This window comes from Roseococcus sp. SDR (assembly GCF_019083995.1).
Classification (GTDB): domain Bacteria; phylum Pseudomonadota; class Alphaproteobacteria; order Acetobacterales; family Acetobacteraceae; genus Roseococcus.
The window spans coordinates 110,239-130,139 of the sequence record NZ_JAHRCU010000007.1; the positions used below are offsets into that span (position 1 = coordinate 110,239).

The following is a 19,901-nucleotide window of genomic DNA, read 5'->3' on the forward strand; positions in this document are numbered from 1 at the left end:
AGTTGAGACCGGGCCCTGCAACCGCGCCGTTCACCCCCGCCGCAAATTCCACAGCATCGGATTGGGCGCCTGCAGCACGCCGGTCAGGTCGGCGCGGAAGGCGGTGCGCAGGCGGAACAGGCCGGTGGGCGCGATCGGGACCGCCTCCCAGAGCAGGGCCTGCAACCGCTGGAAGGCCGCGGCCTGCGCCGGCGCATCGGCGGCGAGCGTCCAGGCCTCCACCTCGGCTTCGACCGCCGCATCCGTGGGCCAGCCGGCCCAGGCCTGGGCGCCGTTCATGCGGATCGCCCAGCTCACCGCCGGGTTGGCGATGGTGGCCGCCGGGCCGTTGGTGTTGTGCAGGTTCCAGCCGCCCTGCGCCGGCGGCGCGCGGTTGGCGCGGCGGGCGATGATGCTGGCCCAGTCGCTTTCCACCGCCTGGATGTTCACGCCCAGGCGGCGCATGAGGTCCACCGTCACGCGGCCCTGCTGCGTCACCGCCGGGAAGTCGCTCGGGTTGATATGGATGATGGGCTCGCCATTGTAGCCGGCCTCGCGCAGCGCATCGCGGGCGCGCTGCATGGCGGCCTCGCCCCGGGGTGCGGCCGGGAATTCCGTGGCACCGGGCAGGCCGCAGGGGAACATGGCGTGGCATTGCTGCCAGTCCTGCGGCAGGGCCACGGCCTGCATGTAGTCGGGCTGCACCACCACGTCGCGGATGGCGCGGCGCACGCGCACATCGTTGAAGGGCGGGTGCAGATGGTTGAAGCGGATGAAGCCCAGGAAGCCGTTCGGGTCATAGATCTGCGTGCGGGTGCCGCGGTCGCGATCCAGCACAGGCACCAGATCCGGCAGGGGGTATTCGATCCAGTCGATCTCGCCGGTGCGGAGCGCCGCCGCCGCCGTGCCGCCATCGGGGATCCAGATGATCTCCAGCCGGTCGAAATGCACGCGCTTGCCGCCGGAAGCCGCCTCGGCCGGTTCGTCGCGCGGCACATAGGCCTCGTTGCGGGCGTAGGCGGCGCGGGAGCCGGGGGTGTATTCGTTGGCGAGGAAGCGCCAGGGGCCGGAGCCGATCATGGCCTCGGGGCCGAGCGCGCGGTCGGGCGGCGTGGCCGCGAAGCGCTCGGGCATCATGAAACACGGCGAAGCGCCGGGCTTGGCCAGCGCGTCCAGCAGCGCGGGGAAGGGGCGGCTCAGGCGGAACTGGATGGTCTTGTCATCCGGCGCGGAAAGCTCCGCCACCGCGCGCATCAGCACCTGGCCGAAGCCATCGCGCACCGCCCAGCGGCGGATGCTCGCCACGCAGTCCCGCGCCCGCACCGGCTCGCCATCGTGGAAGCGCAGGCCCTCGCGCAGGGTGATGGTCCAGGTCAGCCCATCGGCCGCAACCTGGTGCCCCGCCGCCATCTGCGGGTGGGGGCGCAGCGCGCGGTCGGCGCCGTAGAGCGTGTCGAAGACGCAATAGGCATGCGTCGTCACGATCGTCGTCGGATTGAAGATCGGGTCGAGCACGGCGAGCGCCGCCTGCGGCATGAAGCGCAGGGTGCGGGCGCGGGCGTTCTGCGCGAAAGCGGGGCCCAAGGTGGAAGTTGAGAGGCTGGCGCCAGTGAGGGCCAGGAAGCTGCGACGTTCAAAACCGAGATAGGCCATCCATTTCCTCCATGCGGCCCGAGCGCGACGCAAGGAGGGAATGGCCCCATGGGCGCGGCAGGCGCGCGCAGGGCCAAGGCACCACTCCCTTCGCCGGTCCGAACCGGATCAGGTTCCAGGGATCGCGGGATGCATCCCGCCTCTCAGCCCGGCGACCGTGCGGGGGGTTCCGCGCGGGGGGTCAGGGCTCACCCAGGTGACGTGAGGGTGATGGGCCCGCACGGGGGCGCTGGCAAGCCCCGAGCCGGCGGAAAAGCGTTTGCCTTAAGTTCAATATTGAACCATCTATCGTTCAATGTTGAACCGAAGGATCTCCCGCATGCCCTCCCGCCGCCGTTTCGCCACCCAGGCCGCCGGCCTCGCCCTCGCCGTCACGGGCGACTGGGTGCGGCCCCTCCGCGCCCAGCCGGGCGACCCGCTTGCCCCCTGGGCCGTGACGCCGCGCACCGATCCGCGCCTCACCGCGCTCGCCTGGGCCGTGCTGGCGCCCAACCCGCACAACCGGCAGCCCTGGCTGATGCGCCTGGCCGGCACCGAGACCATCCTGCTGCACATGGACCTCGAGCGCCGCCTGCCCGAGACCGACCCCTTCGACCGGCAGCTCCTCATCGGCCTCGGCTGTTTCACGGAGCTGCTGCGCCTCGCCGCCGCCGAGCGGGGCCTGGCCGCCGAGATTACCCCCTTCCCGGAGGGCGAGCCCCAGCCCCGCCTGGATGCCCGGCCGATCGCGCGCATCACCCTGCGCGGCGCAGCCCGGCCCGATCCGCTCTTCGCCGCGGCCGCGCGGCGGCGCTCGGCCAAGCAGCCCTATGACGTGACGCGGCCGGTGGAGGCCGCCGCCATCGCCACGCTCCGCGCCGCCCTTCTGGCCCCGGCCGGCTTCGGCGCCGAGACGGGCGATGTCGCCCGCCTGCGCGACCTCGCCTGGCGCGCCTGGCAGGTCGAGGCGCAGGACCGCGCGGCCTGGATGGAGACGGTGCGCCTCATGCGCTTCGGCAGCGCCGCCGTCGCCGCCACGCCGGACGGCGTTTCCCTCTGGGGCCCGCAGATGGACGGCATGATCGCCGCCGGCCAGCTCACCCCGGCCGCCATGGAGCCCGGCCAGCCCGGCTGGCGGATCGGCTTCTCGCAGTATCAGGCGATCTTCGAGGGCACCAACGCCTTCACCTGGCTTGTCACGCCCGGAAACAGCCGGGCCGAGCAATTCGCCGCCGGGCGGGATTGGCTGCGGCTGAACCTCGCCGCCACGCTGCACGGCCTCGCGCTGCAGCCCGTCAGCCAGGCCTTGCAGGAATTCCCCGCGATGGCCGGCCCCTATCGCGAGGTGCAGGCGCTGCTGGGTGGCGGTGGCACGGTGCAAATGCTGGGGCGCCTCGGCCACCCGCTGCGCGCCGCACCCCCCACCCCGCGTTGGCCCGTGGAATCGCGTATCCTGGCGGGATGACGGATTCCTCCCTCTTCGCCCTGCTGAACGAGATCGGCATCATCGAGCAGCTGGCGCGCACCCGCTTCGAGCGCGGCCAGCCGGACGGCCTGCGCCTGCCGCAATTCACCGTGCTGAACCATCTCGTGCGGCTGGGCGACGGGCGGGGGCCGGCGCAGCTCGCCCGCGCCTTTCAGGTGGGCAAGCCCACCATGACCCACACGCTGCAACGGCTGGAGGAGCGCGGCTTCATCCGCCTCGACCCCGACCCGGCCGATGCGCGCGGCAAGCGCGTGATGCTGACCGAGGCGGGGCGCGCCCGGCGTGACGCCGCGGTCCGCTGGATCAACGACGACCTGGCGCCCGTCGCCACCCATCTGGGCATGGCACCGGCAGCGGCCCTGCCCGCGCTGGCGGCGCTGCGCGAGGCACTCGATCAGGCACGCGATTCTGCAACTCCGGGTTGAATTTTTGCATCCGGCCTTGTTAGCCTCCCCCCGGCCCCGAACGGGCCGAAAGGGAGAAAACGACGATGTCGCTGTCACGCCGCGCGGGCCTTGGGCTCGCGGCCATGGGGCTCGCCGCCCCCTTGATGCCATCCTTCGCCGCCGCGCCGCCCCGCAACCAGCCCGCACCGGCCTGGTACCGCTTCCGCATCGGCGAGTTCGAGGCGACGGTGATCTCGGACGGCGCGCTGCCGCTCGGCAAGCCGGGCGACGGCTTCCCCGCCGCGCCCCCGGCCGAGATGACCCGCATCCTCACCGACAACTTCCTGCCCACCGACAGCGTGGTGCTGGAGCAGAACATCCTGGTGCTGAACACCGGCCGGCAGCTCATCCTCTTCGACACCGGCATGGGCGAAAGCATGGGGAATGACAGCCGCATGTTCGGCCCCACCACGGGGCGCATGGTGCAAAATCTGCGCGCCGCCGGGATCGAGCCCGCGCAGATCGACATCGTCGCCGTCACCCACGCGCATTGCGACCATTGCTGGGGCCTGGTGGATGCCCAGGGCGCGCGCGTCTTCCCCAATGCGCAGGTCGCGATCAGCGAGCTGGACCTGCGCTTCTGGACAGATGACGCGAACAAGCGCGGCCCGGCCTTCATGCCCATCTTCATCGAAGGGGCGAAGCGCAACCTGAACGCCTACCGCGACCGCATTCTGCCGATCCGCGATGAGCAACCGGTGGTCCCCGGCGTGACCGCGCTGGCGACCCCAGGCCACACCATCGGGCATCACGTCTTCGCCATCACCAGCGGCGGACGCACCGTGATCAACTCCGGTGACCTCGCGCATCACCACGCCATCATGCTGCGCCGTCCCGCCTGGGAATTCGCCTTCGACAGCGATCCCGCGCAATCCGCCCGCTCCCGGGCGCGCATGCTGGACCGGGTGGCGACGGACCGGCACGCCTTGCTCAGCTATCACTTCCCCTGGCCTGGCCTTGGCCACGTCGCGCGGCTGGGGGATGGCTATGCCTGGGTGCCGGCGCCGATGAACGTGACCGGCCTCGGATGAAGCCGGTTTAAGTCGCCAGCACCTTTCTTTCCGATAGAGTCCCATCCAAGCAAGTTTGGGGAAGACGTTTGGAAAAGCCCTTCGAGGGAATCTCGCAGGCGGAGGAGGCCGGCTATGCCGATGACCTCCGCCATTTCTCCTTCCGCAATTATGGCATCGAGGACTGGGTGGGGCTCGGCCTGCTCTGGGTTCTGGGCATCCTGGTCTTCACACAGTTCTTCACCCGCTACGTGCTGAACGACAGCGTCGCCTGGACCGAGGAGGTGGCGCGCTATCTGCTCATCGTCCTCACCTTCATCGGCAGCGCCGGGGCGGTGCGGCGCGGCACGCATATCCGCGTCGAGGCGCTGGAGATGGCCTTGCCGATGGGCGGGCGCCGCGTGCTCTGGGCCTTCCAGGACCTGTGCCGCCTGGCCTTCTGGGGCTTCGGCGCCTGGATCAGCGTGGACCTCTCCGAGCGCATGGGCGTGATGCCGATGGACAGCCTGAACGCTTCGCTCGCCTGGGTCTATTGGCCGGTGGCGGCGGGCTTCGTGGGGATGTTCCTGCGCGAGTGCATGTGGGTCTGGCGCCGCTGGCGCCATGGCGATGCGCCAAGCCAGCAGGATGTGCTGGCTTGATTCATGCCCTCAGACGCGTCACGCCGCAGGCGTGCTGTCCGCACGACGCGCGGCCTCCGGCCGCTGGGCTTCGGAACGCTGAAGCGTTCCGGCTCGGCTATTCGCCTCGCATCCGTTGTTGGCGCGCCGGCAAGTGCCCGGTGGAGACCGGCTGGCCGGGATTTGGCGCGCCCTTGTCGAATCCGGCCGCAACGCGGCCGGCGCGCCGCGACCGCCCTGCCAGCCGGCGCAACCTGTCCGCGGCGCGAAGGCAAGGCGGCGAAGCCGCCGCCCGCCGCTTGAGGGCCTGAATCATGACCGCTGCCATCCTGCTCTTCGGCTTCTTCGGCCTTCTTGCGCTCGGCCTGCCCGTCGCCATCGCGCTGGCCGGGGCCTCCATCATCTTCGCGCTGGTGGATGGCTCCATCCCGCTGCTCGCCATCGTGCATCGCATGGTGGGCGGCGTGGATTCCTTCCCGCTGCTCTGCGTGCCCTTCTTCATCTTCGCCGGCATGCTGATGAACTCCTCGGGCATCACGGAGCGCATCTATGACTTCGCGGTGGCCGCCGTCGGCTGGATGAAGGGCGGGCTCGGCCAGGTGAATGTCGTGGGCTCGGTGGTCTTCGCGGGCATGAGCGGCACGGCGGTTGGCGATGCCGCCGGCCTCGGCACCATCGAGGTGCGGGCCATGCGCGCGCATGGCTATGACCCGAAATTCGCCGTCGGCATCACGGCAGCGAGTTCCATGCTGGGGCCCTTGCTGCCGCCCTCCCTGCCCCTGGTGATCTACGGCGTCTCGGCCAATGCGAGCATCGGGCAGCTCTTTGCCGCCGGCATCGTGCCGGGGCTGCTGCTCGCCTCCTGCCTCATGGTCATGGTCTGGTGGTATGCGCGGCGCCATGGCTACGGCGCGGATGCGAAGTTCCGCCTCTACGAGCTCGGCCGTTCGCTGGCGCGGGGCATCCTGCCGCTGCTGACGCCGGTGCTGATCATTGGCGGCATGCGCTTCGGCCTCTTCACGCCGACCGAGGGCGCCATCTGCGCCGTGGCCTATGCGCTCTTCCTCGGCGTCATCGTCTACCGGACGCTCGGCTTCCGCGCGATCTGCAAGGTGAGCTTCGAGACGGTGGAGGTGACGGCCACCATCCTCCTCATCGTCGCCGCCTCGGAGATCTTCGGCTGGCTGCTGACCACGACGCGCGTCTCCGAGCAGGTGGTGGGCTGGGTGCTCGCCATCACCGAGCAGAAATGGCTGATCCTGCTCATCGCCAATGTCTTCCTGCTGCTGGTGGGGCTCGCCATCGAGCCGCTGCCCGCCATCCTGATCCTGGTGCCGATCATGCTGCCGGTGATGGAGAGCATCGGCGTGGACCCGATCCATTTCGGGCTCATCATGGTGCTGAACCTGTGCATCGGGCTGCTGACGCCGCCCGTGGGCATCGTGCTCTTCATCCTGGCCCGGGTGGGCGGCATCTCCTTCGAAGAGGCGGCCCGCGGCGTCATGCCCTTCATGGTGCCGCTGGTGGGCGTATTGCTGCTCTGTACCTATGTGCCGGAGATCGTGATGTACCTGCCGACGAAGTGGTATCGGTGAAGTCCCTCGGGCTGCGACCGACCGCTGCGGCCAGGCGCCAGCCGCTCAGCCCTTCGCCTTCAGCGCGCTGAGTTCCGCCTTCAGCGCCGCGTTCTCGCTCTTCAGCGCGTCCAGCTCGTTGCGGCCCTGGAAGGGCGAGAAGAGGTTCATCGCGCGCTCCATCATCTGGATGTTGCGCTGGCTGATCTCCTCCAGGCTGAAAGGCTTCAGCGCCTGTTCCATGCCACGCCGCATCTCCTCCTGCTGGCGGGAGAAGCCGGCCATGGTCGCCTCCAGATAGCGCGGCAGCACGCCCTGCAGGCTATCGCCATAGAAGCCGATCAATTGCCGCAGGAAGCTCTCGGGAAGGAGGTGGCTGCCCTTCGCCTCCTCCTCCACGATGATCTGCGTGAGGACGGAGCGCGTGATGTCGTCGCCCGATTTCGCGTCATAGACAACGAAGTCCCGCCCGGCGCGGACCATCTGGGCCAGGTCCTCCAGGGTGACGTAGCTGCTGCTCTCGGTGTTGTAGAGGCGCCGGTTGGCGTATTTCTTGACGACGACCGGAGGTTTCGCGGGCTTGGACTCGGCCGTTTGATCGGGCATTGCATGCATCCCAGTCTGGCTGCGGTTGGAATTCTGGCGTTTGTTGCACTGCAAGCGTAGCACGCCCGGCATGGGAAGCCGCAAGGCTTCGCGCTATGTTGCGGCTTCCATCAACACATAGTCACGGGCATGGATGAACTCCCCGGAGGATCTCGACCGCCTCGCCGCCGACTGGATCGCCCTCTGGGAGAGCGAGCTTGCCGGCCTGGGCCAGGACGCGGAGCTGGCCGAGGCCTGGTCCGCCTCGGTCGCGTTGATGGCGGCGTTCTGGCGCGCGCAGAGCGCGCAGATGGCGGCGGCGGCCAAATGGCAGGCGCCGCATGACCCCCCTGCCCGCCCGCCGGGGCCCGCGCCCGCTCAACCTGCACCTGATCCTGGGCGCGAGCCGGGGGATGGCGGCGATGATGACGCCGCTGCCCTCCGCACCCGCCTCGCCGAGCTGGAGCGCCGGCTGGCCGCGCTCGAAGGCGGGCCAGGCGGAGGCGGCGCGGATCGCCGCAAGCCTCGGACCCCTCGGCGCAAGTCCTGAGGCGTTTCGCGGCGCCGTGCTGCGCCGCCTCTGGCGCGAGGATGCCGCCCTGCTGCGCGGCCTCGCCGCCTATCGCCGCCACCCGCATGCCCGCCGGCTGACAGAGCCCGGCGTGATCTGGCAGGAGGGCACGGCCCGGCTGCTGGATTATGGCGGCCCCCAGGGACAACGTCAGGGAAGGTCCGTCCTCTTCGTGCCCTCGCTGGTGAACCGCGCCTATGTGCTCGACCTGGACGAGGGCGCCTCGCTCATGCGCTTCCTGGCCGGGCAGGGCATGCAGCCCCTGCTGCTCGACTGGGGCTGGCCCGGCCCGGTGGAGCGCCGCTTCACCCTGACAGATCACATCGCCGGAAGGCTGGAACGGGCGCTGATGGCGGCCCCGCCCGGGTTGATCCTGGCCGGCTATTGCATGGGCGGCCTTCTCGCGCTGGCCGCCGCCCAGCGCCGGCCGGATCGCGTGGCCGGGCTCGCCCTGCTCGCCACCCCCTGGGATTTCGGCGCCATCCCGCAGGCGCCCACCATGGCCAAGCTGCTGCCCGGCCTGGAACCCATGATGGCGCCGATGAACGCGCTGGGCGTGGACATGCTGCAAAGCCTCTTCGCGATGCTCGACCCCTATTCCATCGCGGAAAAATTCCGCGCCTTCGGCAAGCTGGACCCGGCCTCACCCCGCGCCCGGCGCTTCGTGGTGCTGGAGGATTGGCTGAATGACGGCGTGCCGCTGGCCGCCCCGGTGGCGCGCGAGGCGATGGGCGAATGGTATGGCCGGAACACGCCCGCCCGCGGCGAATGGGCGGTGGCCGGCCTGCCCGTGACGCCCGCGGAATGGAAGGGACCGAGCTTCGTGGCCGTCCCGGCGCGGGACCGCATCGTGCCGCCCGCCGCCGCCCTGCCGCTGGCCGCCGCCCTGCCCGGCGCGCAGGTCCATCTCGCCAAAGCCGGGCATATCGGCATGGTGGCGGGCGAAAATGCGGAAGCCGCGCTGTGGCGGCCGCTGCGGGACTGGATCAAGGGCCTCTAGCTGCCGCAGCCCAGACATACCGCGCGCAAACTTGCCGCACCCCCTGTCTCACATTATAGCCGCGCGCAAAGTGAAGGCGTAGCAGACCTTGGCCAGTATCGACTCCCCCAGCACCTCCCCCAACCTCGCCCTCGCCGCCCAGGCCGCGATCCTCGCGCTGCCGGTGACGGAGGAGCGGCGGATGGCGGATTGCATCCGCGTCCTCGCCATGGATGCGGTGGAAAAGGCCAAGTCCGGCCATCCCGGCATGCCGATGGGCATGGCGGATGTGGCCACCGTGCTCTTCACGCGCTTCCTGAAATACGACGCCGCCGATCCGCGCTGGGCCGATCGCGACCGTTTCGTGCTCTCGGCCGGCCATGGCTCGATGCTGCTCTACAGCCTGCTGCACCTGACCGGGCATGCCGGCATGGAGATGGAGGTGCTGAAGAACTTCCGTCAGCTCCATTCCGCCGCCGCCGGCCATCCGGAATTCGGCGAGCACCCGGCCATCGAGATGACGACCGGCCCGCTCGGCCAGGGCATCTCCACCGCCGTCGGCATGGCGATGGCCGAGCGCATGCTCGCCGCGCGCTTCGGCAAGTCGCTGGTGGATCACCGCACCTGGGTCATCTGCTCCGATGGCGATCTGCAGGAGGGCATCAGCCATGAGGCGGCGGCGCTGGCCGGCCATCTCGGCCTCGACAAGCTCACCGTCCTCTGGGACGACAACCACATCTCCATCGATGGCGACACCGCGCTCTCCTTCAGCGAGGATGTGCTGAAGCGCTACCAGGCCTATGGCTGGGCGGTGAAGCGGGTGGACGGGCACGATCACGAGCAGCTCGCCGCCGCCATGGCCGCCGCCACGCGCAGCAAGAAGCCCACCATCATCGCCTGCCGCACCATCATCGGCTTCGCGGCACCCAAGAAGGCCGGCACGGCGGGCAGCCATGGCGCGCCTCTGGGGGCCGACGAGATTGCCGGCGCCAAGTCCGCGCTGGGCTGGAATGCCGAGCCCTTCACCATCCCCGAAGGCCTCAAGGCCAAGTGGGAGGAGGCAGGGCGCCGCTCCGCCGGCACCCGCCGCTCCTGGCTGAAGCGCCTGGCCAAGCACCCGATGCGCGCGGAGTTCGAGCGCGCCATGGCCGGCAAGCTGCCGGAGAACTGGGCCGAAGGGCTGAACGCGCTGCGCGCGACCTTCACCACCGAGAAGCCCAAGATCGGCAGCCGCATCGCCAGCCAGCGCAGCCTGGCCGCGCTGGTGCCCGCGGTGCCCGAGATGGTGGGCGGCAGCGCCGACCTCACCGGCTCCAACAACACCGATGTGAAGGGCGTGCCCGCCATCGGGCCGGGCAATTTCAACGGCCGCTACGTGCATTGGGGCGTGCGCGAGCACGGCATGGCGGCCGCCATGAACGGCATGGCGCTGCATGGCGGCATCATCCCCTATGGCGGCACCTTCCTCATCTTCGCCGACTACCTGCGCCCGGCACTGCGCCTCGCGGCCCTCATGCACCAGCGCGTCATCCATGTGCTGACGCATGACAGCATCGGACTCGGCGAGGACGGGCCGACGCATCAGCCGGTCGAGACCATCGCCTCGCTGCGCGCCATCCCCAACCTCGCGGTGTTCCGCCCGGCGGACGCGATGGAGACGGCCGAGTGCTGGGAACTGGCGCTGCGCCGCACGGAAGGCCCCTCGGTGCTGGCCCTCTCCCGCCAGGCGCTGCCTGCGCTGCGCGAGGATGCGGGCGAGAACCGCTCGGCCCGCGGCGCCTATGTGCTGGCCGAGGCGGAGGGCGCGCGCGCCATCACGCTGGTCGCCACCGGCAGCGAGGTGCAGATCGCCCTCGCCGCCCGCGCGATGCTGGCCGAGCAGGGCATCCAGGCCGCCGTCGTCTCCTTCCCGAGCTGGGAGCTGTTCGCCCAGCAGGATGAGGAATACCGCGCCAGCGTGCTGGGCAGCGCGCCGCGCCTCGGGATCGAGGCCGGCATCGGCTTCGGCTGGGAGCGCTGGACCGACGCCTTCGTCGGCATGACCGGCTTCGGCGCCTCCGCACCGGCGGAAAAACTTTTCGAGCATTTCGGGATCACGGCCCCCGCCCTCGTCGCGGCCGCGAAGAAGCTTCTGGGATAAGGACCAAGAACATGACGGTGAAGATTGCCATCAACGGCTTCGGGCGCATCGGCCGCCTCGTGCTGCGCGCGGCCTGCGAGAGCGGGCGCGACGACGTGGAGTTCGTGGCCATCAACGATCTCGGCTCGGTCGAAGCGAATGCGCACCTGTTCCGCCATGACAGCGTGCATGGTCGCTTCCCGGGCGAGGTGATCGTCAATGGCGACAGCATCACCATCAAGGCCCATGGCAAGACCTGGGGCCCGATCAAGGTGACGGCCGAGCGCGACCCCTCCAAGCTGCAGTGGAACGGCGTGGATGTGGCGGCCGAATGCACCGGCATCTTCACCGCGCGCGACAAGGCCTCGATGCTGCTCGGCACGGGTGCGAAGAAAGTGCTGATCTCCGCCCCCGGCGACGGCGCCGACAAGACCATCGTCTACGGCGTGAACCACACCACGCTGACGGCCGAGGACAAGATCGTCTCCAACGCCTCCTGCACGACCAACTGCCTGGCGCCGATCGCCAAGGTGCTGCATGACCACTTCGGCATCCTGCGCGGCTACATGGTCACCATCCACGCCTATACGGGTGACCAGAACACGGTGGACACGCTGCACAAGGACCTGCACCGCGCCCGTGCGGCCGCCGTCTCCGCCATCCCGACCTCGACCGGTGCGGCCAAGGCCGTGGGCCTCGTCATGCCGGAACTGAAGGGCAAGCTGGACGGCACGGCCATCCGCATCCCGACGCCGAACGTCTCGCTCGTCTCGCTCGATTTCGTGCCGGGCAAGACCGAGGGCCTGACGAAGGAGGCGATCAACGCCGTGATGAAGGCGGCCTCCGAGAGCGGCCCGCTGAAGGGCATCCTCGGCTACAACACGGCGCCGCTGGTGAGCATCGACTTCAACCACGACCCGCACAGCTCGACCTTCGACGCGACGCAGACGCAGGTGGTGGATGGCGGCCTGGTGCGCGTGATGTCCTGGTATGACAATGAGTGGGGCTTCAGCAATCGCATGTCGGACACCGCTGCGTACTACGGGAAGCTGTGATTTTTTGATGCCCTCAAGCGCCGGGCGCGCGCATCCGCGCGCTTGGCTTCGCGCCGCGTAAGGCGCGCCCAGCCGGACGGATGGTCTGGGCGCGCCGGCCGCTTTGCGGCCGGATCCTCTGGGCGCGGTTCTGCTTTTCGTTGGTTCGTCCTTTTGCCGGAGGCCCTGATGCCCGCGTTCCGCACCCTCGATGACCTCGATCCGCGCGGCAAGCGCGTGCTGCTGCGTGCCGACCTCAACCTCCCGGTGAAGGATGGCAAGATCACCGACATGACGCGCATCGAGCGCCTCTGCCCGACCATCGCGGAACTCTGCGCCAAGGGCGCGCGCGTCATCGTCTGCTCCCACTTCGATCGCCCCAAGGGCAAGCGCGTGCCGGAGATGTCGCTGAAGCCGATGCAGGCCGCCCTCTCCGCCTCGCTCGGCAAGCCCGTCGCCTTCGTGGATGACTGCATCGGCGCCGAGGCCGAGGCCGCCGCTTCCGCGCTGAAGGATGGCGAGGTGCTGCTGCTGGAAAACACCCGCTACCACGCGGGCGAAGAGAAGAACGACGCGGCGCTGGCGGCTGGTCTCGCCAAGCTCGCCGATGTGTTCGTGAATGACGCCTTCTCCGCCGCGCATCGCGCGCATTCCAGCACCGAGGGCGTGGCGCGGCTGCTGCCCGCCTATGCCGGGCGGCTGATGCAGCAGGAGCTGGAGGCGCTGGATGCCGCACTCGGCAATCCGCAGCGGCCGGTGGTGGCCATCGTCGGTGGCGCCAAGGTTTCCACCAAGCTTGATCTGCTGGGGAACCTCTCCTCCAAGGTGGATGTGCTGGTGATTGGCGGCGCCATGGCCAATACCTTCCTGGCGGCGCAGGGCCATGCGGTCGGCAAGTCGCTGCAGGAGGCCGACATGCATGAGACGGCGCGCGAGATCCTGGCCGGCGCCAAGGCGCGCGGCTGCGAGATCGTCCTGCCGTTGGATCTGGTGGTGGCCGAGGGCTTCGCCGCGCATTCGCCGAACCGCGTGGTGGGCTTGGACGCCGTGCCGGCCGACATGATGGCGCTGGATGTGGGCCCCGCCACGGTGGCCGATGTGGTGAAGCGCCTGGCGGCGGCGAAGACGCTGGTCTGGAACGGCCCCTTCGGTGCCTTCGAGATCGCGCCCTTCGATGCGGCGACGGTCGCGGTGGCGAAGGAGGTGGCGCGTCTCACCGAGGCCGGGCAGCTGCGCTCGGTCGGTGGTGGTGGTGACACGGTTTCCGCCCTGCGCCATGCCGGCGTTTCGGAGCGGATGAGCTATGTCTCCTCCGCCGGCGGCGCCTTCCTGGAATGGCTGGAAGGCAAAGAGCTCCCCGGCGTGGCAGCTCTCTCTTAAGGTTTGCAAAGGCCAAGGCCTTTGCTGGGGTTCCAAGGGGCAAAGCCCCTTGGTGCTCAATAGGGCAGCTTAAGGCCGGGTTCTGACCACGGCATGCTGACCAGCTTCCCCGTATTGGACAGCGTGATGTAGGCGGTGCGCATATCGGCCCCGCCAAAGCAGATATTGGTCGGCATGCGTTCCGGCATCTTCACCACGTCGAGGATCTCGCCCGCGGGCGAGACGGTGGTGATTTCCCCCGCAACCAGCGTGGCGACGACGATGTTGCCCGCCGCCGTGATGGCCAGGCTGTCCAGCCGGCGATAGCCCGGGAATTGGCAGAGCAGCGAGCCGCCACTGGTACTGGGCCAGGGGTTCTTGCGCAGGTGGCCGGGGCCCATGATGTCGAAGGCCCAGAGGCGGCCGGTTTCGGTCTCGGCGACATAGAGTTTTTCGCCATCCGGGCTGATGCCAATGCCGTTGGCGCCGCCGAAGATGGGGAAGGCGGCCTCGATGATCTTGCTGCCGTCGAGCGCCGCCCAGTAGACGCCGCCATGGTCGCGATCGCGCGCGCGGACCTTGCCGAGATCGCTGAACCAGAAGCCGCCCTTGCCGTCGAGCTGCAGGTCGTTCGGGCCTTTCAGCATCACGTCGCCGCAGCGGTCATAGAGGGTGCGGACGCTGCCGGTGGCGATGTCCACCACCTCGATGCGGCCGTTCTTGTAGTCGGGCGCGGTGCCGGAGGGGCGGAGGATGTCCGGCTCCTCATGCCAGGTGAAGCCGCCATTGTTGCAGAGGATGAGGGTGTTGTTCGGGCCGGCGGCCAGGCCGTTCGGGCCGCCGCCCGGGCGCGCAATGATGCTGCGCGTGCCATCCGGGGCGATGCGGGAGACGACCTGCGCCTCGATCTCGACCAGCGCGATGGAGCCGTCCGGCAGCACGACCGGGCCTTCCGGAAAACGCAGGCCCGTGGCCAGTGTTGTGAGAGACATATGCGCTCCTCCTCTTTTGGTTCGGGCCAGGATGCGCCACGCTCGCGGTGCCGCCAAGATGGAGCCGTGCCGCATGGACCCCGTGACGCTTGCCGTTCTCTCCGCCCGCTTCACCGCGATCGTGGAGGAGATGGGCGAGGGGCTGCTGCGGACGGCCTATAGCCAGATCCTGAACTCCAGCCGCGACTTCTCCATCGCGGTGACGGATGGCGCCTGCCGGCTCGTGGCGCAGGCGGACCATATTCCGGTGCATGTCGGCGCCATGCCCTTTGCCGCGAAGGCGGTGCGGGACGCGTTTGATGGGAAGATGAAGCCGGGCGACGTGTTTCTGCTGAACGACCCCTGGCATGGGGGAAGTCACCTGCCCGATCTGACGATCGTGGTTCCGGTGTTCGAAGGCGGGCAGGTGCGGTTCTTCTCCGTGGTCCGCGCGCATCAGAGCGACATCGGCGGCGGCACGCATGGCGGCTACAATCCGGGTGCGACGGAGATCTGGCAGGAAGGCCTGCGCATCCCACCCATCCTGCTCGGCGAGCAGGGCGAAATGCGGGAAGATCTCGTCGCGATGCTGGCCCTCAACACCCGCATCAACCGCGATTTCCGGGGCGATCTCGCGGCCATGCTGGGCGCGGCCAAGCTCGGCGCCAACCGGCTGAATGAGCTGCTCGCGCAGCATGGCGGCGAAGGCCTGATGGCGGCGGTGGAGGCCATCCTGGACCTCTCGCACGCGCATACGCGGCGCATCCTGGAATGCTGGCCGGATGGGACATGGACCGGCACCGCGCTGCTGGATGATGACGGGCACGGGAACGAGAACATCGCCATCCGCGCCACCTGCACCAAGCAGGGCGGCCGGCTCACCGTGGATCTGAGCGCGAGCGACGACCAGGTGCCCGGCTTCGTGAACTCCTCCTACCCCAACATGTTCTCGGCCGTCTGCATGGGTTTCGCCTATCTGCTCGATGCCGATGTGCAGAAGAACGAAGGCGCGTTTCGCGCGCTCAACGTCGTGGCGCGCGAGGGCAGCGTGGTCTGGGCGCGGGAGGGCGCGGCGGTGACGCTCTGCACCAGCCATTGCAGCAATGAGATCGTGGAGGCGATCATGCGCGCCATGCAGGGCTGTTGCCCCGAGCGCGCGATGGGCGGCTGGGGGCGGCGCTTCCGCATCGCCATCACGGGGCGCGATGCGCGGCGCGGGGATCGGAAGTTCGTCTGGCACCTGTTCCATGCGCGACCCGGCGGCGGCGGGCATGCGAAGGGCGATGGCTGGTCCACCGCCGGCGAGTGGCATTCGGCGGGTGGCTTGAAATTCGGCAGCGTGGAAATGGCCGAGGCGCGCTTCCCGCTGCATTTCCGCCGCCATGAATTCTGCGCGGGCACGGCGGGCGCGGGCCAGTTCCGCGGCGGCCATGGCGCGGAACTCGAGCTGGTGGTGGAGAGCGACGGCTCCGCGCGCGGCAACACGGCGGGCGATGGCGCGCGGCATGGCAGTGCGGGCATCGCCGGCGGGCAGGACAGCGCGCCGCATCGCTATGCGCTGCGCCACGCCGATGGGACGGAGCGGTTGCTGAAGACGAAGGAAGTGGGCGTGGAAATCCAGCCTGGCGAGGTGCTGCACATCCGCTCGGCCGGCGGTGGCGGCTGGGGCGACCCGGCGAAGCGCGACCCGGCGCTCATCGCTCGCGACGCAGAAGAAGGGCTGGCCTGATGCGCTACACCATCGGCGTGGATGTCGGCGGCACCTTCACGGATGTCGTCGGCGTGGATGAGGAAGGCCGCGAATTCCTCGCCAAGGCGCCCAGCACGCCAGGCGATCAGAGCGAGGGCGTGCTGGATGGCCTGGCCAACCTCGCCGCCGCCATCGGCCTGACCCTGGCCGAGCTGCTGGAAGCGACGACGCGCATCGTCCATGGCACCACCGTCGCCACCAACGCCCTGCTGGAGCGGCGCGGTGCCAAGACCGCCATGCTCACCACGGAAGGCCATCGCGACGTGATCGCGATGCGCGAGGGGCTGAAGCCCGCGCGCTACGACCTCCGCCTGCCGCAACCGCCCCCGCTGGTGCCGCGCGCGCTGCGCCTTCCGGTGCGCGAGCGGCTGCGCCCGGATGGCCGCGTGGAAATCCCGCTCGATGCCGCGAGCCTCGCTTCCGCCATCGGCAAGCTGCGGGACGCCGAAGTGGAATCCGTCGCCATCTGCTTCCTGCATTCCTGGGCGGCGCCGCAGCATGAGCATGCGGCGGCGGAAGCGGTGCGCGCTGCGCTGCCCGGCGTCTTCGTCACCTGCTCGGCCGATGTGCTGCCGCAGATCAAGGAGTTCGAGCGCTTCTCCACCACGGCGGTGAACGCCTATGTCGGCCCCGTCGTCTCCCGCTATCTGACGCGGCTGGAGGCACGGCTGCGCGCGGCGGGCTATACGCAGCCGGTCTTCGTCATCCTCTCGCATGGCGGCATGGCGCCGATCGGGGAGGCCGCGCGCCTCGCCGTCGGCACTGCGCTCTCCGGCCCCGCGGGCGGTGTCGCGGCGGCCGTGGCGCTGGCCAGGCGCGGCATGGGGGATCAGCTCGTCACGCTCGACATGGGCGGCACTTCGACCGACATCGCCCTCATCCAGGACGGCGCGGCCACGCTCGGGCGCGGGCGCGAAGTGGGGGGCGAGCGCATCGCGCTCGACAGCCTCGACATCATCACCTTGGGCGCGGGCGGCGGCTCCATCGCGCATCTGGGCGCACGCGGCACGCTGGAGGTCGGCCCGCAATCCGCGGGCGCGCGGCCAGGCCCCGCCTGCTACGGCCATGGCGGCACGGAACCCACCGTGACCGACGCCAATCTGGCGCTGGGCTACCTGGATGCCACGCGCTTCCTGGGCGGCGCGCGCCTGCTGGATGCGGCGGCGTCGGAGCGTGCCATCGCCGCGCTGGCCGCGAAGCTCAACCTCCCGACCGAGGCGACGGCGCTCGGCATCCATCGCCTGGTGAATGCGCGCATGGCCGATGGCGTGCGCGTCGCCACCGTGCGGCGCGGCGTGGACCCGCGCGGCGCAACCCTGCTCGCCTTCGGCGGCGCGGCCGGGCTGCATGCGAGTGCGGTGGCGCGCGATCTCGGCATGGCGCGCATCGCCGTGCCGCTCTTCGCCGCCGGGCTGTCCGCCTGGGGCATGCTGCAGACCGAGCTGCGGCACGAGATCGCGCGCAGCGTCGTCAGCGCCACCGCGATGCCGGAGGATGCGGCGCTGGCCGCCCTCTTCGCCGGGCTGGAATCGGACGCCCGCCTGCAGCTCGCGCAATGGTTCCGGGGCGAGGTGCAGGGCCATCGCGCGGCCGACCTGCGCTATGGCGAGCAGGTCTTCGAGATCACGGTAAACCTCGACGGCGTGCCGATGACCCGCGCCGGCCTGCGCGAGGCCTTCCACGCGCGCCACCGCGCGCTCTTCACCTATGACCTGCCGGAGGAGGAGGTGGTGCTGGTCACGGCCCGCGCCGCCGCAGCCGGGCTGCTGCCGCCGGCGCCCAGGCGCCCCGCGGGCGCCACCACCAGCGCTGCGCCGCTCGGGGTGCGCCGCGCGCTGCTGGAGGGTGGCTGGGCAGAACTTCCGGTCTGGGATTTCGCGGCGCTGGCCGCCGGCCAGTCGGTGGCTGGGCCAGCGATCGTGGAGAGCGCCACGACCACCATCCTGTTGCTGCCCGGCGACGTGGCGGAGATGGATGCGGGAGGCTGGCTCTCGATCCGGCTGTGATCAGCGGCGGTTGATCAGCCGGAGCGGTCCTGGCCGTCCCAACCGGATTTCCGCTCATAGTGCTTGTAGTACTTGTCGGTGATCTGCTGCGTCATCACGACGATGGCGACATCGGTGGTGTTGAACTGGTGGTCCAGCACCGCACCATCGCCGACATATCCGCCCAGCCGCAGATAGCCCTTGATGAGCGGCGGCAGGGACATCAGCGCCTTCTTCGCATCGAAGCTGCCGGCAGGGAGGCGGTCCATCGGCAGATAACGGGTTTCGATGGCGCGCGGGCAGAGCTCGGTCGGCGCCTGGTGATGCTGCGCAAGGTAGGAGAGCTGCGCCGCATTGGCCTCGAGGTCGGTGCCGGGCAGGCTGGCGCAGCCGAACATGAGGCCGATCTTGTGGTTGAACACATAGGCTGCGATGCCGCGCCAGAGCAGCTGCAGCGTGCCCCGCGTGCGGTAGGCAACATCCGTGCAGGAGCGGCCAAGCTCCAGGATACCATGCTGGTAGGCGAGGATGGGCGCGATGTCGTACTCATCCTCGGAATAGAAGCGGCCGATGCGCTGGGCGGCGGTGCGGCGGATCAGGCGATAGGTGCCGACCACGCTCTCCGGCCCCTCGCCGCGGTCATGGTCCACGACCAGCAGATGGTCGGCCACCGCGTCATAGGCATCGGCGTCGAGGCGGCTCTTCGTGGTGGCTGCATCGGCCCGCGCGCCCATTTCCTCATAGAAGACGCGGTAGCGCAGCGCCTGGGCGGCCACGATCTCCGCCTCGCTCGTCGCGACGCGAACGCCGAGATTGCTCGAGCGGATCTCTTCGAAGGGCGGCGCTTCGGTCATCGACGGCGGCCGAAGATCTCGAGGCGGAGCTGGACCAGATCGAAGCCAAGCCGGGCGGCGATCTCGCGCGCCAGGGCATCGTGCTCGGCGTCGGAGAATTCGATCACGTTGCCGGTGTCCACATCGATCAGGTGGTGATGGATGCCGCGGTCCGCGGGGTCGAAGCGGGCACGGCCGCCACCGAAGTCGCGGCGCTCGAGGATGCCCTTCTCCTCCAGGAGACGGACGGTGCGATAGACCGTGGCGACGGAGACGCGGTTGTCCAGCGCCACGGCGCGGCGGTACAGCTCCTCCACATCCGGGTGGTCTTCGCTTTCCGAGAGCACGCGCGCGATCAATCGGCGCTGGCCTGTCATCTTCAGGCCGCGCTCCACGCACATCTGTTCGATCCGGGACATGCGGTCGCTGATGGTCCCGCCCTCTCTGCCTGACTGACCCGACATCACCGGGCGCGCTTCAGCCCATAGAGCATGTTCGCGCCTGACTGAAGCCGCCCCGCCGGGGTGTTACGCGCCCGGCTTGCGGGACTGCGTGCCAAGGCCGATCTGCTTGGCCAGCGAGGAGCGATGCTTCGCGTAGTTCGGCGCCACCATCGGGTATTCCGGCGGCAGGCCCCACTTGTCGCGATACTGGTCGGGCGTCATGCCATAGGAGGTCTGCAAGTGGCGCTTCAGCATCTTCAGCTTCTTGCCGTCCTCCAGACAGATCAGGTAGTCCGGCGTGATGGATTTCTTCACCGGAACCGCAGGCATCTTCTTTTCCGCCTCAACCCGCGCCGGAGCCGTGCCGAGCGAGGCCAGCGTCCGGTGCACTTCGACGATCAGGTTCGGCAAATCAGTCACCGAGACCGGGTTGTTGGAAACATGCGCGGATACGATTTCGGCGGTCAGACCCAAGAGATCGCTGCCATTTGCAACATCAGACATGATTTTTTCTTTCCAAACTCA

Annotated in this window: 18 protein-coding genes and 1 riboswitch; of the genes, 12 read left to right on the forward strand and 6 right to left on the reverse strand. The window is 69.5% G+C overall.

Annotation, left to right across the window (positions count from 1 at the left end):
• Positions 1-30: 30 nt before the first annotated feature.
• The gene (locus KTR66_RS10010) at positions 31-1,632 is read right to left on the reverse strand and encodes an ABC transporter substrate-binding protein (protein WP_213612452.1); all 1,602 of its coding nucleotides are present in this window, start codon (positions 1,630-1,632) and stop codon (positions 31-33) included.
• Positions 1,633-1,699: 67 nt separating this feature from the next.
• Positions 1,700-1,836, reverse strand: a riboswitch (TPP riboswitch).
• Between the two features lie 115 nt (positions 1,837-1,951).
• Between KTR66_RS10010 and KTR66_RS10015 the strand changes: the two genes are divergently transcribed.
• From KTR66_RS10015 to KTR66_RS10035, 5 genes are all read left to right on the forward strand, one after another.
• The gene (locus tag KTR66_RS10015) at positions 1,952-3,076 is read left to right on the forward strand and encodes an Acg family FMN-binding oxidoreductase (RefSeq protein ID WP_213612453.1); all 1,125 of its coding nucleotides are present in this window, start codon (positions 1,952-1,954) and stop codon (positions 3,074-3,076) included.
• Positions 3,073-3,522 carry a MarR family winged helix-turn-helix transcriptional regulator gene (locus KTR66_RS10020; protein WP_213612454.1) on the forward strand — a complete coding sequence of 150 codons (450 nt, stop codon included), beginning with the start codon at positions 3,073-3,075 and terminating at the stop codon, positions 3,520-3,522. The genes KTR66_RS10015 and KTR66_RS10020 overlap by 4 nt, the downstream gene beginning before the upstream one ends.
• Positions 3,523-3,587: 65 nt before the next feature.
• Complete coding sequence (locus KTR66_RS10025; protein ID WP_213612455.1) at positions 3,588-4,574, forward strand: MBL fold metallo-hydrolase; 987 nt, start codon at positions 3,588-3,590, stop codon at positions 4,572-4,574.
• 68 nt (positions 4,575-4,642) lie between these two features.
• Complete coding sequence (locus KTR66_RS10030) at positions 4,643-5,194, forward strand: TRAP transporter small permease (RefSeq protein ID WP_213612456.1); 552 nt, start codon at positions 4,643-4,645, stop codon at positions 5,192-5,194.
• Positions 5,195-5,487: 293 nt separating this feature from the next.
• Positions 5,488-6,768, forward strand: coding sequence for a TRAP transporter large permease (locus KTR66_RS10035; RefSeq protein ID WP_213612457.1), 1,281 nt, complete (start codon positions 5,488-5,490; stop codon positions 6,766-6,768).
• Between the two features lie 45 nt (positions 6,769-6,813).
• On the opposite strand, the gene phaR is transcribed toward KTR66_RS10035, so the two are convergent.
• Positions 6,814-7,353: a polyhydroxyalkanoate synthesis repressor PhaR gene (phaR, locus tag KTR66_RS10040; protein ID WP_213612458.1), complete on the reverse strand. Its 540-nt coding sequence runs from the start codon at positions 7,351-7,353 to the stop codon at positions 6,814-6,816.
• Positions 7,354-7,486: 133 nt separating this feature from the next.
• On the opposite strand from phaR, the gene KTR66_RS24785 reads away from it, so the two are divergent.
• From KTR66_RS24785 to KTR66_RS10060, 5 genes are all read left to right on the forward strand, one after another.
• Positions 7,487-7,882 (forward strand): hypothetical protein, encoded by a 396-nt coding sequence (locus KTR66_RS24785; protein ID WP_249732001.1) that lies wholly within the window; start codon positions 7,487-7,489, stop codon positions 7,880-7,882.
• Between the two features lie 16 nt (positions 7,883-7,898).
• A complete protein-coding gene (locus tag KTR66_RS10045) occupies positions 7,899-8,903 on the forward strand; it encodes an alpha/beta fold hydrolase (protein ID WP_371819079.1) in 1,005 nt (334 codons plus the stop codon).
• A gap of 97 nt (positions 8,904-9,000) precedes the next feature.
• Positions 9,001-11,022 carry a transketolase gene (gene tkt / locus KTR66_RS10050; protein ID WP_371819085.1) on the forward strand — a complete coding sequence of 674 codons (2,022 nt, stop codon included), beginning with the start codon at positions 9,001-9,003 and terminating at the stop codon, positions 11,020-11,022.
• A gap of 11 nt (positions 11,023-11,033) precedes the next feature.
• The gene (gap, locus tag KTR66_RS10055) at positions 11,034-12,056 is read left to right on the forward strand and encodes a type I glyceraldehyde-3-phosphate dehydrogenase (protein ID WP_213612461.1); all 1,023 of its coding nucleotides are present in this window, start codon (positions 11,034-11,036) and stop codon (positions 12,054-12,056) included.
• A 168-nt stretch (positions 12,057-12,224) separates the two neighbouring features.
• A complete protein-coding gene (locus KTR66_RS10060; RefSeq protein ID WP_213612462.1) occupies positions 12,225-13,415 on the forward strand; it encodes a phosphoglycerate kinase in 1,191 nt (396 codons plus the stop codon).
• A 56-nt stretch (positions 13,416-13,471) separates the two neighbouring features.
• Here KTR66_RS10060 and KTR66_RS10065 read toward each other — a convergent pair whose 3' ends face one another.
• A complete protein-coding gene (locus tag KTR66_RS10065; protein ID WP_213612463.1) occupies positions 13,472-14,386 on the reverse strand; it encodes an SMP-30/gluconolactonase/LRE family protein in 915 nt (304 codons plus the stop codon).
• 73 nt (positions 14,387-14,459) lie between these two features.
• Between KTR66_RS10065 and KTR66_RS10070 the strand changes: the two genes are divergently transcribed.
• Both KTR66_RS10070 and KTR66_RS10075 read left to right on the forward strand, forming a co-directional pair.
• Positions 14,460-16,094 (forward strand): hydantoinase B/oxoprolinase family protein, encoded by a 1,635-nt coding sequence (locus KTR66_RS10070; RefSeq protein ID WP_213612464.1) that lies wholly within the window; start codon positions 14,460-14,462, stop codon positions 16,092-16,094.
• Positions 16,094-18,121 carry a hydantoinase/oxoprolinase family protein gene (locus KTR66_RS10075; RefSeq protein ID WP_213612465.1) on the forward strand — a complete coding sequence of 676 codons (2,028 nt, stop codon included), beginning with the start codon at positions 16,094-16,096 and terminating at the stop codon, positions 18,119-18,121. Before KTR66_RS10070 ends, KTR66_RS10075 begins: the two co-directional genes overlap by 1 nt.
• A 14-nt stretch (positions 18,122-18,135) precedes the next feature.
• On the opposite strand, the gene KTR66_RS10080 is transcribed toward KTR66_RS10075, so the two are convergent.
• The 3 genes from KTR66_RS10080 to KTR66_RS10090 form a co-directional block, all read right to left on the reverse strand.
• Positions 18,136-18,954, reverse strand: coding sequence for a GNAT family N-acetyltransferase (locus KTR66_RS10080; protein WP_213612466.1), 819 nt, complete (start codon positions 18,952-18,954; stop codon positions 18,136-18,138).
• The gene (locus KTR66_RS10085) at positions 18,951-19,352 is read right to left on the reverse strand and encodes a Fur family transcriptional regulator (RefSeq protein WP_371819080.1); all 402 of its coding nucleotides are present in this window, start codon (positions 19,350-19,352) and stop codon (positions 18,951-18,953) included. Before KTR66_RS10085 ends, KTR66_RS10080 begins: the two co-directional genes overlap by 4 nt.
• A gap of 108 nt (positions 19,353-19,460) precedes the next feature.
• A complete protein-coding gene (locus KTR66_RS10090) occupies positions 19,461-19,880 on the reverse strand; it encodes a MucR family transcriptional regulator (protein ID WP_213612468.1) in 420 nt (139 codons plus the stop codon).
• Between the last annotated feature and the right edge of the window lie 21 nt (positions 19,881-19,901).

Bases quoted from the DNA above. Each gene is read 5' to 3' on its own strand.
- KTR66_RS10010 (WP_213612452.1), bottom strand. From the start codon at position 1,632: ATGGCCTATCTCGGTTTTGAACGTCGCAGCTTCCTGGCCCTCACTGGC.
- KTR66_RS10015 (WP_213612453.1), top strand. From the start codon at position 1,952: ATGCCCTCCCGCCGCCGTTTCGCCACCCAGGCCGCCGGCCTCGCCCTC.
- KTR66_RS10020 (WP_213612454.1), top strand. From the start codon at position 3,073: ATGACGGATTCCTCCCTCTTCGCCCTGCTGAACGAGATCGGCATCATC.
- KTR66_RS10025 (WP_213612455.1), top strand. From the start codon at position 3,588: ATGTCGCTGTCACGCCGCGCGGGCCTTGGGCTCGCGGCCATGGGGCTC.
- KTR66_RS10035 (WP_213612457.1), top strand. From the start codon at position 5,488: ATGACCGCTGCCATCCTGCTCTTCGGCTTCTTCGGCCTTCTTGCGCTC.
- phaR (WP_213612458.1), bottom strand. From the start codon at position 7,353: ATGCCCGATCAAACGGCCGAGTCCAAGCCCGCGAAACCTCCGGTCGTC.
- KTR66_RS24785 (WP_249732001.1), top strand. From the start codon at position 7,487: ATGAACTCCCCGGAGGATCTCGACCGCCTCGCCGCCGACTGGATCGCC.
- gap (WP_213612461.1), top strand. From the start codon at position 11,034: ATGACGGTGAAGATTGCCATCAACGGCTTCGGGCGCATCGGCCGCCTC.
- KTR66_RS10060 (WP_213612462.1), top strand. From the start codon at position 12,225: ATGCCCGCGTTCCGCACCCTCGATGACCTCGATCCGCGCGGCAAGCGC.
- KTR66_RS10065 (WP_213612463.1), bottom strand. From the start codon at position 14,386: ATGTCTCTCACAACACTGGCCACGGGCCTGCGTTTTCCGGAAGGCCCG.
- KTR66_RS10070 (WP_213612464.1), top strand. From the start codon at position 14,460: ATGGACCCCGTGACGCTTGCCGTTCTCTCCGCCCGCTTCACCGCGATC.
- KTR66_RS10075 (WP_213612465.1), top strand. From the start codon at position 16,094: ATGCGCTACACCATCGGCGTGGATGTCGGCGGCACCTTCACGGATGTC.
- KTR66_RS10080 (WP_213612466.1), bottom strand. From the start codon at position 18,954: ATGACCGAAGCGCCGCCCTTCGAAGAGATCCGCTCGAGCAATCTCGGC.
- KTR66_RS10085 (WP_371819080.1), bottom strand. From the start codon at position 19,352: ATGTCCCGGATCGAACAGATGTGCGTGGAGCGCGGCCTGAAGATGACA.
- KTR66_RS10090 (WP_213612468.1), bottom strand. From the start codon at position 19,880: ATGTCTGATGTTGCAAATGGCAGCGATCTCTTGGGTCTGACCGCCGAA.